This window comes from Streptomyces sp. NRRL F-2580, from assembly GCF_000720115.1.
Classification (GTDB): domain Bacteria; phylum Actinomycetota; class Actinomycetes; order Streptomycetales; family Streptomycetaceae; genus Streptomyces.
The window spans coordinates 100,311-111,892 of the sequence record NZ_JOIR01000031.1 but is presented as its reverse complement, the minus strand read 5'-3'; the positions used below and the strand labels follow the sequence as shown (position 1 = coordinate 111,892).

Below are 11,582 nucleotides of genomic sequence, written 5' to 3'. Positions count from 1 at the left end.
GACCGCAGCCATCTGGCACAACCGGGCCCACAACACACCACTGACCAGGTCACTCATCGCCTACGACCACTGACCAGGCCTTCGGACTTACTCGTCTAGCCCGCCCCCGGCCAGGATCAGCGCGCCCGCGCCGAGCGTGGCCGTGCCCGGGTGGACCAGCGGCTCGCCGCGCAGCGCCTGCCAGGTCAGCAGGGCGAGCACCGCCGCGTACACCGCACCGGACACGAAGACCAGCCGTACCCGCACCCGCTCGTCGCGCAGCCGGCGCGAGCGCGGGGCGAGGGCGGTCAGGACGAGCACGAGCAGCGGGAGCAGCTGCAGGGCGTGCATGCCGAAGAAGTGCGGGATGCGCAGGTCGCCGCCGGTGGTGGACCAGCCGGTGAGGAGCATGCCGGGGCCGCCGTCGGGCACGCCCACGCTGTGCCCGCCGCGCTCCAGGACTTCGACGCCGGCGGCGTCGAGGCGCTGCTGCTCGGCGGTGGGCAGGGTCATCAGGAAGGCGAGTCCGGCACCGGTCAGCGCGAGGACCGTGGAGATCCGGATCGACCAGGCGGTGGCCCGGTCGGCGATCCTGGCGCGCCAGAGCAGGGCGGCGACGACGAGCGTGCCGAGCCACAGCACTACCACGGTGTTGCCCATGAGCGAGTAGACCTGGGTGTCGAAGGGCGTCGCGCCGTTGAAGTGGCTGCGCACCCCGCGCAGGACCTGCAGGGTCATCAGCACCATTTCCACGGCGCTCGCGGCGACCACGACGGTCGCGGCCCACCAGACGGTGCGGCGCAGCCGCGGCCCCGCCTCGTCCAGCAGCGAGATCATCCAGGCCAGGCTGAGGCAGTAGGCGACGAACGAGACCGAGAACTTGAAGGGCTTGGCCCAGATCGGCGCTCCGGTCAGCACGCGGTCGTCGACCAGGAGCCCGACGGCGGAGCCGAGCGCCCACACGACCATCACCAGGGCGAACACCACCAGCGGGCGGTGCCGGGTGCGCCAGGTGGGCCACAAGGACTTCATCATTCATACCCCCGTAATGAATGGATAGCGACACTCTCTGCTATCTGATAGCCCCACTATCTATGATGGAGGTGGACAGGGCAAGCCGAAAAAAGGTGAACGCGCGTGCGCATCGGAGAGCTGAGCCGGCGGACCGGGGTACCGGTGCCGACGATCAAGTACTACGTCCGGGAGGGTCTGCTCCCGCCCGGGGAGCTGACCAGCCCCAATCAGGCCAGCTACGGGGACGGGCACGAGCGCCGGCTGCGGCTGGTACGCGCACTGCTGGAGGTCGGCGGCCTGTCGGTGGCGGCCATCGGCGAGGTACTGGCGGCCATCGACGACAAGGAGCGGCCGGTCCACAAGGTGCTGGGCGCGGCAGCCCAGCGGCTGGTGCCCGAATACGGCGACGGCCGCGGCGATGGCGACGGCGCGCCCGACGCGGAGACCGTACTGGCCCGGGAGCGCGTGGCGCGGCTGATCGAGGCGCGGGGCTGGTGCGTCGAGCCCGGCAACAAGGCGGCTGAGGCGCTGGTGTCCGCGCTCGCCTCGCTCGCGCGGGTGGGGCACGGCGGCTTCGTGGACGTGCTCGACGACTACGCGGAGGCGGCCGAGCGGGTGGGCCGCGCGGACCTCGACTACACCGCCCGCCGGGTGGCCCGTGAGGACCTGGTGGAGGCGGTGGTCGTCGGCACGGTGCTGGGCGACGCGGTCTTCGCCGCCCTGCGCAGGATGGCCCAGGTGGACGCCTCCGCCCGCGTCTTCGGGCAGGAGGCGTCCAGGGCCTGATCAGGGGGAGGGGCCCTACGCCTGGCGGCGGACCTCCACCACCCGGAAGCGGTTCGCGACGAAGGCGCCGTCGCACAGCGCGGCGTTGGCCGCCGGGTTGCCGCCGGAGCCGTGGAAGTCCGAGAAGGCGGCGGTCTGGTTGACGTACACCCCGCCGGTCAGGTTCAGCGAGAGCTGCGCGGACTCCTCCAGGCAGACCTCCTCGATCGCCCGCTCGGTGTCGGCCGAGGTCGTGTACGCGCCCACCGTCATGGCGCCCTTCTCCCGCACCGTGCGGCGCAGCAGGTCGAGGGCGTCGGCGGTGGTGTCCACGGCCACGGCGAAGGAGACCGGGCCGAAGCACTCCGAGAGGTAGGGCGCGTCCGGGTCCGGCTTGGCCGCGTCCAGCTTGACCAGGACGGGGGTGCGGACCACGGCGTCCGGGAACTCGGGGTTCACGACCTCCCGGGAGGCCAGCGCGACCTCGCCCAGTCCGGCCGCCGCCTCCAGGCGGGCCTTGACGTCCGGGTTGACCAGCGCGCCGAGCAGCGCGTTGGCCCGGGCGTCGTCGCCCAGCAGGCCGCCGACCGAGGCGGCGAGGTCGGCGACGACCTCGTCGTAGGTCTTGTGGCCCGCGTCCGTGGCGATGCCGTCGCGCGGGATCAGCAGGTTCTGCGGGGTGGTGCACATCTGGCCGCTGTACAGGGACAGGGAGAACGCGAGGTTCGCCAGCATGCCCTTGTAGTTGTCGGTGGAGTCCAGGACGACGGTGTTGACGCCGGCCTTCTCCGTGTAGACCTGCGCCTGGCGGGCGTTGGCCTCCAGCCAGTCGCCGAACTCCGTGGACCCGGTGTAGTCGATCAGCTTGATCTCGGGACGGACGGCCAGGGCCTTGGCGATGCCCTCGCCCGGGCGCTCGACCGCGAGCGCCACCAGGTTCGGGTCGAAGCCCGCCTCCGCGAGCACCTCGCGTGCCGCCTGGACGGTCAGCGCGAGCGGCAGCACGGCCCGCGGGTGCGGCTTGACCAGCACGGCGTTGCCGGTGGCGAGGGAGGCGAACAGGCCGGGGTAGCCGTTCCACGTCGGGAAGGTGTTGCAGCCGATCATGAGGGCGATGCCGCGCGGGACCGCGGTGAAGCTCTTGCCGAGGTTCAGCGGGTCCTTCTTGCCCTGGGGCTTCGACCAGTCGGCCTGCCCCGGGACCCGGGTCTGCTCCTCGTAGGCGTAGGCCACGGCCTCCAGGCCGCGGTCCTGCGCGTGCGGGCCGCCGGCCTGGAACGCCATCATGAACGCCTGGCCGCTGGTGTGCATGACCGCGTGCGCGAACTCGTGGGTGCGGGCGGAGATGCGGGCCAGGATCTCGATGCAGACCAGGGCGCGCGCCTCGGGTCCCGCGTCGCGCCAGGCACCCATGCCGGCCTTCATCGCGGGCAGCAGTACGTCCGGGTCGGCGTGCGGGTACTCGACGCCGAGCTCCGGGCCGTACGGGGACACCTCGGAGCCCGTCCAGCCGTCGGTGCCGGGCTGGCCCAGGTCCAGCCGCGTGCCGCGCAGGGCCTCGAAGGCGGCGAGCCCGTCGGCCGGCGCGGTCTCGCCGTACGCCTTGGGGTGCTCGGGATGCGGGGACCAGTAGGCGCGGCTGCGGATCGCCGACAGGGCCTGGTCCAGGGTGGGCCGGTGCTTGGCGGACAACTGGGGGACGGTGAGCTCGGCGGCCATCAGGGACCAACTCCTCGTTGAGCCGGGCGAAGAAGAGCAGACTGGAGTTAGAGTAACCGAACGATCGGTCGGGACAAGAGGGCCCGGCAGACCTGTGGATAAGTCGGTGCGGGAGGATCAGGACATGACAGCAATCGAGCGGTCCCGCACTGTGGCGGTCGTCGGCGCGGGCACCATGGGCCAGGGCATCGCCCAGGTCGCCCTTCTCGCAGGTCACCGCGTGCTGATCTACGACATCGACGCCGCACTCGCCGCCGACGGCGTGGGCTTCGTGCAGGACCGCGTCGAGCGGATGGCCGCCAAGGGCCGCCTCGACCGGGCCGAGGCCGAGGACGCGATCGGCCGGATCGCTTCGGCGCCCGCCCTCCCGGACCTCGCCGGGGCCGCCCTCGTCATCGAGGCGGTGGTCGAGAACGTCACCGTCAAGCAGGCGCTCTTCGCCGCACTCGAAGAGGTGGTCGCGCCGGACGCGCTGCTGGCCACGAACACCTCCTCGCTCTCCGTCACCGAGCTCGCCGCCGGGCTCGCGCACCCCGGCCGCTTCCTCGGCCTGCACTTCTTCAACCCGGCTCCGCTGCTCCCGCTCGTCGAGGTGGTCAGCGGTTCCGCGACCGACCCGGCCGCCGCCGAGCGCGCGTACGGCACCGTCCTCGGCTGGGGGAAGACGCCGGTCCGCTGCGCCGACACCCCCGGCTTCATCGTCAACCGGATCGCCCGCCCCTTCTACGCCGAGGCCTTCGCGGTGTACGAGGAGCAGGGCGCCGACCCGGCCACCATCGACGCCGTGCTCCGCGAGAGCGGCGGCTTCAAGATGGGCCCGTTCCAGCTGACCGACCTGATCGGCCAGGACGTCAACGAGGCCGTGACCCGCTCCGTGTGGGAGTCCTTCTTCCGCAGCCCCAAGTTCACCCCCTCCCTCGCGCAGCGCCGGCTGGTCCAGTCGGGCCGCCTCGGCCGCAAGTCGGGCCACGGCTGGTTCCCGTACGGCCCGGAGGCCGTCGCCGCGCAGCCGCACACCGCCGGACCCGAGGAGGCCCCGGCCAAGGTCACCGTGGTCGGCGACCTCGGGCCCGCGGCGGAGCTGGCCGACCTGCTGGAGGAGGCCGGGATCGCGGTCACGGCCACCGAGCACGGGGGCCCGTACATCCAGCTGCCCGGTGAGGGCCAGCTGGTCCTCGCGGACGGGAAGACCTCGGTCGAGTTCGCGGACGTCGTGTACTTCGACCTCGCGCTCGACTACCGCGGCGCCACCCGCATCGCGCTCTCCGCCAGCGAGGACACCAGCGAGCGGACCCTCGCCGAGGCGGTCGGCCTCTTCCAGAAGCTGGGCAAGCAGGTCTCCGTCATCGGCGACGTCCCCGGCATGATCGTCGCCCGGACCGTGGCGATGCTGATCGACCTCACGGCGGACGCCGTGGCCCGCGGGGTGGCCTCGGCCGAAGACATCGACACGGCGATGCGGCTCGGGGTCAACTACCCGGTGGGCCCCGCCGAGTGGCACGACCGGCTCGGTCGCGACTGGGCCTACGACCTGCTCCACCACCTGGACGAGCGCTGTCCCGGCGGCCGGTACGCGCCCTCGCTGGCGCTGTTCAAGCTGGGCTACGCCGCGGGTGACGAGGAGGACGCCGAATGACCACGGTCAAGCGGGACACGTACACCCCCGAGACGCTGCTGTCCGTCGCCGTCCAGGTCTTCAACGAGCGCGGCTACGACGGCACCTCGATGGAGCACCTCTCCAAGGCCGCGGGCATCTCGAAGTCCTCGATCTACCACCACGTCACGGGCAAGGAGGAGCTGCTGCGGCGGGCCGTCAGCCGCGCCCTCGACGGCCTCTTCGCGGTCCTGGAGGAGCCGGGGGCGGTCCGCGGCCGGGCGGTCGAACGCGTCGAGTACGTCACCCGACGCACGGTCGAGGTGCTCGTCTCCGAGTTGCCGTACGTGACGCTGCTGCTGCGCGTGCGCGGCAACACCCGGACCGAGCGCTGGGCGCTGGAACGCCGCCGCGAGTTCGACCACCAGGTGGCCGACCTGCTCAAGGCCGCCGCGGCCGACGGCGACCTGCGGGCGGACGTCGACATCCGGCTGGCCACCCGACTGCTCTTCGGCATGGTGAACTCCCTCGTCGAGTGGTACCGCCCGCACCCGGGGACCAGCCAGGACCAACTCGCGGACGCGGTGGTCAGCATGGCTCTGGACGGCCTGCGCACCGCCCGCTGACCAGCGGGTGCCACCCGGCGGGGGCTTCCCCACCCGGCGGGGGCTTCCCCTCGGTCGCCCCGGAACCGAACTCGGTGGAGCAGTACGAGAAGGGCACCGCGGTCACGCCGGCGCGAACCGGCGCCGCGACCCTGAACTGGACGAAGGGCAAGACCGTCCCGAACCCGGTCCGGGCGGGCGGGGGCCGGAACGGCATCGTCGACTTCTGGAACCAGGGCTGGGAGAAGACCGACCTCGTGGTCGACATCTCCGGCTACTACGAGAACCCGGTGATCAACCCGTAGCACCCGTAGCACCCGTAGCACCCGCAGCACCCGCGGGTGCGGCGCACAGCGCCCCGGGAACGGCCCTCCAGGCCCTTCCACGGGGCGCTGTCGCACGTACGGCCTACTCCTCGGTGAGCGCCGGGGAACCGCCCGCGCCCGGTCCGCCCCGGCCCGTGTCCAGGAGGTCCGTTTCCTCGAAGACCAGCAGGGTCCGCGTGGAGAGGACCTCCGGGATGGCCTGGAGGCGGGTCAGGACCAGCTCGCGCAGCGTCCGGTTGTCCGGCGTGTGCACCAGCAGCAGGACGTCGAAGTCCCCGCTGACCAGCGCGATGTGGGCGGCCCCCGGAAGCTCACGCAGCTGCTCGCGGACCGTCCGCCAGGAGTTCTGGACGATCTTCAGGGTGATGTAGGCGGATGCGCCCTGGCCCGCGCGTTCGTGGTTGACGCGGGCCGTGAAACCGCGGATCACCCCGTCGTCGATGAGCCGGTTGATGCGGGCGTAAGCGTTCGCGCGCGAGACGTGCACCTGCTCCGCCACCGACCGTATCGACGCACGGCCGTCCGCTTGGAGCAGCCGCATGATCGAGCGGTCGATCGGGTCCAGGGGGCGGGGTGTGACCGGCGGGACTGCCGGGGCACCAGATGTGCCCGGGGCGCCCCCCGGTGGAACCGGTGCGGAACCGACTCCGGCCATTTGTTCATCCGGCATTGCCCGATGCCTCCCTCTGCTGGACGTCCTGCATCCATCCCAGGGCCCCGGCGCCAGTTTGTCCACAGCCTGGAGTCGCCTGTAGCCAAATTGCGCGGACAACCGAACAATCGGTAGGTGAGGCGCCTCACACCCGGGGCTCTCCCTGCCCGCTTCCCACGAGGAGGTGTACGCCGCCATGACGGTCCAAGAGCTGCCCGGTGCCGGTGCGTCCCACCGTCCCACCCCGCCGCCCGCCTGGAGGCCCCGTACGGACGCCGCTCCGCTGCTCCCGGACCCCGAGCCCCACCGGGTCCTGGGCACCGAGGCGGCCGACCGGCTGGACCCGGCGCTGATGCGACGCTGCTACGCCGAGCTGGTGCGCGGCCGCCGCTACAACGCCCAGGCCACGGCACTGACCAAGCAGGGCCGGCTCGCCGTCTACCCCTCCACCGTCGGCCAGGAGGCCTGCGAGATCGCGGCCGCGATGGTCCTGGAGGATCAGGACTGGCTCTTCCCGAGCTACCGCGACACCCTGGCGGCCGTGGCGCGCGGACTGGACCCCGTACAGGCGCTGACCCTGCTGCGCGGCGACTGGCACACCGGCTACGACCCGCGCGAGCACCGCATAGCCCCGCTCTCCACCCCGCTCGCCACCCAGCTGCCGCACGCGGTGGGCCTGGCGCACGCGGCCCGGCTGCGGGGCGACGACGTCGTCGCCCTCGCCATGGTCGGCGACGGCGGCACCAGCGAGGGCGACTTCCACGAGGCGCTGAACTTCGCTGCCGTCTGGCAGGCCCCGGTGGTCTTCCTCGTGCAGAACAACGGCTTCGCGATCTCCGTCCCGCTCGCCAAGCAGACCGCCGCCCCGACGCTGGCCCACAAGGCCGTGGGGTACGGGATGCCCGGCCGGCTGGTCGACGGCAACGACATCGCGGCGGTGCACGAGGTGCTGTCCGAGGCGGTCCGGCGGGCCCGGGCCGGCGGCGGTCCGACGCTGATCGAGGCGGTCACGTACCGGATGGAGGCCCACACGAACGCCGACGACGCGACCCGCTACCGCGGTGACGCCGAGGTCGAGGCCTGGAAGGCGCACGACCCGATCGATCTCCTGGAGCGCGAGCTGACCGCGCGCGGGATCATCGACGAGGCGGGCATCCAGGCGGCGCGCGACGAGGCCGAGGTGATGGCCGCGGCGCTCCGCGAGGGGATGAACGCGGACCCGGTGGTGGACCCGATGGACCTGTTCGCGCACGTGTACGCGGAGCAGACCGACCGGCTGCGCGAGCAGGCGGCCATGCTGCGCGCAGAGCTGGAAGCCGAGGACCAGGCGTGACGACGGTGGCGGCGGCGAAGTCCGCGAAGCCGGGGGCCAAGCCCTCGACGATGGCGCAGGCCCTGACCCGGGCCATGCGCGACGCCATGGCCGAGGACCCGACGGTCCACGTCATGGGCGAGGACGTCGGCACGCTCGGCGGGGTCTTCCGGATCACGGACGGGCTCGCGAAGGAGTTCGGCGAGGACCGGTGCACGGACACCCCGCTCGCGGAGGCCGGGATCCTGGGCGCGGCGGTCGGCATGGCCATGTACGGGCTGCGGCCGGTGGTCGAGATGCAGTTCGACGCCTTCGCCTACCCGGCGTTCGAGCAGCTGATCTCGCACGTGGCGAAGATGCGCAACCGCACGCGCGGCGCGATGCCGCTGCCCATCACCATCCGTGTGCCGTACGGCGGCGGGATCGGCGGCGTGGAGCACCACTGCGACTCCTCCGAGGCGTACTACGTGGCGACGCCCGGCCTGCACGTGGTGACCCCGGCGACCGTCGAGGACGCGTACGGGCTGCTGCGCGCGTCGATCGCCAGCGACGACCCGGTGGTCTTCCTGGAGCCGAAGCGGCTCTACTGGTCGAAGGCCGACTGGTCGCCCGAGGCGCCGGCGGCCGTGCCGGGCATCGGCAAGGCCCTGGTCCGGCGGGCGGGCACGAGCGCGACGCTGATCACCTACGGGCCTTCGCTGCCGGTCTGCCTGGAGGCGGCCGAGGCGGCGCGCGAGGAGGGCTGGGACCTGGAGGTCGTGGACCTGCGCTCGCTCGTCCCCTTCGACGAGGAGACGGTCGTGCAGTCGGTACGCCGCACCGGGCGCGCGGTGGTCGTCCACGAGGCGAACGGCTTCGGCGGACCGGGCGCGGAGATCGCCGCTCGCCTCACGGAGCGGTGCTTCCACCACCTGGAGGCGCCGGTGCTCCGGGTGACGGGCTTCGACATCCCGTACCCGCCGCCGATGCTGGAGAAGCACCACCTGCCGGGCGTGGACCGGATCCTGGACACCGTGGCACGCCTGCAGTGGGAGAACTGATGCCGCAGGTCATGGAATTCAAGCTGCCGGACCTCGGTGAGGGCCTCACCGAGGCGGAGATCGTGCGCTGGCTGGTGGCGGTCGGCGATGTCGTCGCCATCGACCAGCCGGTCGTCGAGGTCGAGACGGCCAAGGCGATGGTGGAGGTGCCCTGCCCGTACGGCGGAGTGGTCACCGCCCGCTTCGGCGAGGAGGGGCAGGAGCTGCCGGTCGGGGCTCCGCTGATCACCGTGGCGGTGGGAGCGGCCTCGCTCCCCGAGGCCCCGGCTGCCCCGGCGGCCGAGACCGAGGGCTCCGGCAACGCGCCCCGGCCCCTGATCGGTTACGGCTCGGACCACTCGCGGCCGGCCCGTCGGCGACGGGTGCGACCCGTCACCGCCGCGGTGTCGGCTCCCGTGGTCGCCCCGGCTCCGGCGGTCGCGGCCCCGGTGGTTCCGGCTGCTCCGGCTGCTCCGGCTGCCCCGGTGGCTCCCGCCGGGCCGGTGCCGGTCGTCTCGCCGCTGGTGCGGAAACTGGCCAAGGACAACGGCGTCGACCTGCGCGCCCTGCACGGGTCGGGCCCGGAGGGGCTGATCCTGCGGGCGGACGTCGAGGCGGCGCTGACGGCGCTGCGGGCACCGGAGCCGGTGTCGCTGCCGGCGTCGGCGCCGGCCGCACCGGCCGCGCAGGGCGAGCGGATCCCGCTCAAGGGCGTGCGGGGCGCGGTCGCCGAGAAGCTGTCGCGCAGCCGTCGGGAGATCCCGGACGCCACCTGCTGGGTCGACGCGGACGCCACCGAGCTGATGGCGGCCCGCGCCGCGATGAACGCGGTGGGCGGCCCCAAGATCTCGGTGCTGGCGCTGCTGGCCCGGATCTGCACGGCGGCGCTGGCCCGGTACCCGGAGCTCAACTCCACGGTGGACCTCCAGGCGAAGGAGATCGTCCGGCTCCCGGCCGTGCACCTGAGCTTCGCCGCGCAGACCGAGCGGGGCCTGATGGTCCCGGTGGTCCGGGACGCGCAGGACCGGAACCCGGAGTCCCTGTCGGCGGAGTTCGCCCGCCTGACGGAGCTGGCGCGGACCGGGAAGCTGGCGCCGGCCGACCTGACGGGCGGGACCTTCACCCTGAACAACTACGGGGTGTTCGGGGTCGACGGCTCCACGCCGATCATCAACCACCCGGAAGCGGCGATGCTCGGGGTGGGCCGGATCATCCCGAAGCCGTGGGTGCACAAGGGCGAGCTGGCGGTCCGCCAGGTCGTCCAGCTGTCGCTGACGTTCGACCACCGGGTCTGCGACGGCGGCACGGCGGGCGGCTTCCTCCGCTACGTCGCCGACTGCGTGGAATCCCCGGCGGTCCTGCTGCGCAGCCTGTAGCACCGCGGGGCGGGGGCGGTCACCGCTGCGCGAAGCCTCCCCCGCCCCGCCCCTCCCCTTCCCGAATCGGGGCTGCGTCCCGGCCCCCCGGACGGAGTCTGGGGGGAGGGTCTGGGGCGAAGCCCGTGGGCACCTCCCAGCGGTAGCCGGTGGACCACCTGCTCACCGGCTCCGAGACGGTCTCCCGGGACGCGCTGGAGGGGCTGGTGGCCGCCGCGCTCAGACCGTGAGCAGCAGTTTGCCCACGTGGCTGCTCGACTCCATGACCCGGTGGGCCTCGGCGGCGGCCGCGATCGGGAACGACGCGTGGACCACCGGGCGGATCCGGCCCGCGGCCACCAGGGGCCACACGTGCTCCCGTACGGCCGCGACGATGGCCGCCTTCTCCTCCAGCGGGCGGGCCCGCAGGGTGGTGGCGGTGATCGCCGCGCGCTTGGCGAGCAGCGCGCCGAGGTTCAGCTCGGCCTTCACGCCGCCCTGGAGCCCGATCACCGCGAGCCGGCCGTTCACGGCCAGGGCGTCCACGTTCCGGGAGAGGTACTTCGCGCCCATGATGTCCAGGATCACGTCCGCGCCAGCCCCGCCCGTCGCCGCCTTCAGCTCCGCCACGAAGTCCTGTTCGCGGTAGTCGATCAGGAGGTCGGCGCCCAGCTCCTTGCAGCGCGCCAGCTTCTCCGGGCCTCCCGCCGTCACGGCGACCGTGGCACCCACCGCCTTGGCCAGCTGGATCGCCATCGTCCCGATCCCGCTGGACCCGCCGTGCACGAGCAGGGTCTCGCCCGGCCGCAGTCCGGCCACCATGAACACGTTGGACCACACGGTGGTGACGGCCTCGGGCAGCGCGGCCGCCGTCACCAGGTCCACGCCCGCCGGGACCGGCAGCAGCTGGCCCGCCGGAACGGCCACCCGCTGTGCGTATCCGCCGCCCGCCAGCAGGGCGCACACCTCGTCGCCCACCGACCAGCCGGGCACCCCCGGCCCGATCGAGGCGATCCGCCCGGAGCACTCCAGCCCCGGATAGGGCGAGGTGCCGGGCGGCGGGTCGTAGTACCCCTGGCGCTGGAGGACGTCGGCGCGGTTCACGGCGCTCGCCGCGACCTCGACGAGGACCTCGCCGTCGCCCGCCACCGGATCGGGTACGTCGGTCCAGACGAGGGCCTCGGGGCCGCCGGGCTGCTCGATGGTGATCGCATGCATGGCCCGGAGGCTACGCGAACTCGC

General features: G+C 73.0%; 11 protein-coding genes. 7 read left to right on the top strand and 4 right to left on the bottom strand.

Translation table 11 applies throughout. The features are described 5' to 3' along the window. Positions 1 to 87: 87 nt before the first annotated feature. Positions 88 to 948 carry a hypothetical protein gene (locus tag IF88_RS0128855; RefSeq protein ID WP_234323735.1) on the bottom strand — a complete coding sequence of 287 codons (861 nt, stop codon included), beginning with the start codon at positions 946 to 948 and terminating at the stop codon, positions 88 to 90. A 168-nt stretch (positions 949 to 1,116) separates the two neighbouring features. On the opposite strand from IF88_RS0128855, the gene IF88_RS0128850 reads away from it, so the two are divergent. Next, positions 1,117 to 1,779 (top strand): MerR family transcriptional regulator, encoded by a 663-nt coding sequence (locus IF88_RS0128850; RefSeq protein WP_030718788.1) that lies wholly within the window; start codon positions 1,117 to 1,119, stop codon positions 1,777 to 1,779. A 15-nt stretch (positions 1,780 to 1,794) separates the two neighbouring features. Here IF88_RS0128850 and paaN read toward each other — a convergent pair whose 3' ends face one another. After that, positions 1,795 to 3,477 (bottom strand): phenylacetic acid degradation protein PaaN, encoded by a 1,683-nt coding sequence (paaN, locus tag IF88_RS0128845; RefSeq protein ID WP_030718781.1) that lies wholly within the window; start codon positions 3,475 to 3,477, stop codon positions 1,795 to 1,797. 124 nt (positions 3,478 to 3,601) lie between these two features. On the opposite strand from paaN, the gene IF88_RS0128840 reads away from it, so the two are divergent. The 3 genes from IF88_RS0128840 (at position 3,602) to IF88_RS0128830 (ending at position 5,981) form a co-directional block, all read left to right on the top strand. Next, positions 3,602 to 5,113, top strand: a complete 1,512-nt coding sequence (locus tag IF88_RS0128840) for a 3-hydroxyacyl-CoA dehydrogenase (protein ID WP_030718780.1) — start codon at positions 3,602 to 3,604, stop codon at positions 5,111 to 5,113. Then, on the top strand, positions 5,110 to 5,697 hold the full coding sequence (locus IF88_RS0128835) for a TetR/AcrR family transcriptional regulator (protein ID WP_030718777.1): 588 nt from the start codon (positions 5,110 to 5,112) through the stop codon (positions 5,695 to 5,697). The genes IF88_RS0128840 and IF88_RS0128835 overlap by 4 nt, the downstream gene beginning before the upstream one ends. A 74-nt stretch (positions 5,698 to 5,771) precedes the next feature. Next, complete coding sequence (locus tag IF88_RS0128830) at positions 5,772 to 5,981, top strand: hypothetical protein (protein WP_030718775.1); 210 nt, start codon at positions 5,772 to 5,774, stop codon at positions 5,979 to 5,981. A gap of 103 nt (positions 5,982 to 6,084) precedes the next feature. On the opposite strand, the gene IF88_RS0128825 is transcribed toward IF88_RS0128830, so the two are convergent. After that, complete coding sequence (locus IF88_RS0128825) at positions 6,085 to 6,672, bottom strand: Lrp/AsnC family transcriptional regulator (protein WP_078893204.1); 588 nt, start codon at positions 6,670 to 6,672, stop codon at positions 6,085 to 6,087. Positions 6,673 to 6,850: 178 nt separating this feature from the next. Between IF88_RS0128825 and pdhA the strand changes: the two genes are divergently transcribed. From pdhA to IF88_RS0128810, 3 genes are read left to right on the top strand one after another with little or no spacing between them, the layout of a single operon-like run. Beyond that, positions 6,851 to 7,987 carry a pyruvate dehydrogenase (acetyl-transferring) E1 component subunit alpha gene (pdhA, locus tag IF88_RS0128820; protein WP_030718772.1) on the top strand — a complete coding sequence of 379 codons (1,137 nt, stop codon included), beginning with the start codon at positions 6,851 to 6,853 and terminating at the stop codon, positions 7,985 to 7,987. 50 nt (positions 7,988 to 8,037) lie between these two features. Next, a complete protein-coding gene (locus IF88_RS0128815) occupies positions 8,038 to 9,006 on the top strand; it encodes an alpha-ketoacid dehydrogenase subunit beta (protein ID WP_199808152.1) in 969 nt (322 codons plus the stop codon). Continuing rightward, positions 9,006 to 10,361 carry a dihydrolipoamide acetyltransferase family protein gene (locus IF88_RS0128810; protein WP_030718769.1) on the top strand — a complete coding sequence of 452 codons (1,356 nt, stop codon included), beginning with the start codon at positions 9,006 to 9,008 and terminating at the stop codon, positions 10,359 to 10,361. The genes IF88_RS0128815 and IF88_RS0128810 overlap by 1 nt, the downstream gene beginning before the upstream one ends. Positions 10,362 to 10,580: 219 nt before the next feature. Here IF88_RS0128810 and IF88_RS0128800 read toward each other — a convergent pair whose 3' ends face one another. Then, positions 10,581 to 11,558, bottom strand: a complete 978-nt coding sequence (locus tag IF88_RS0128800) for an NAD(P)H-quinone oxidoreductase (RefSeq protein ID WP_030718768.1) — start codon at positions 11,556 to 11,558, stop codon at positions 10,581 to 10,583. Positions 11,559 to 11,582: the final 24 nt, after the last annotated feature.

Bases quoted from the DNA above. Each gene is read 5' to 3' on its own strand.
- IF88_RS0128840 (WP_030718780.1), top strand. From the start codon at position 3,602: ATGACAGCAATCGAGCGGTCCCGCACTGTGGCGGTCGTCGGCGCGGGC.
- pdhA (WP_030718772.1), top strand. From the start codon at position 6,851: ATGACGGTCCAAGAGCTGCCCGGTGCCGGTGCGTCCCACCGTCCCACC.
- IF88_RS0128800 (WP_030718768.1), bottom strand. From the start codon at position 11,558: ATGCATGCGATCACCATCGAGCAGCCCGGCGGCCCCGAGGCCCTCGTC.
- IF88_RS0128815 (WP_199808152.1), top strand. From the start codon at position 8,038: ATGGCGCAGGCCCTGACCCGGGCCATGCGCGACGCCATGGCCGAGGAC.
- IF88_RS0128855 (WP_234323735.1), bottom strand. From the start codon at position 948: ATGGTCGTGTGGGCGCTCGGCTCCGCCGTCGGGCTCCTGGTCGACGAC.
- IF88_RS0128810 (WP_030718769.1), top strand. From the start codon at position 9,006: ATGCCGCAGGTCATGGAATTCAAGCTGCCGGACCTCGGTGAGGGCCTC.
- IF88_RS0128835 (WP_030718777.1), top strand. From the start codon at position 5,110: ATGACCACGGTCAAGCGGGACACGTACACCCCCGAGACGCTGCTGTCC.
- paaN (WP_030718781.1), bottom strand. From the start codon at position 3,477: ATGGCCGCCGAGCTCACCGTCCCCCAGTTGTCCGCCAAGCACCGGCCC.
- IF88_RS0128825 (WP_078893204.1), bottom strand. From the start codon at position 6,672: ATGCCGGATGAACAAATGGCCGGAGTCGGTTCCGCACCGGTTCCACCG.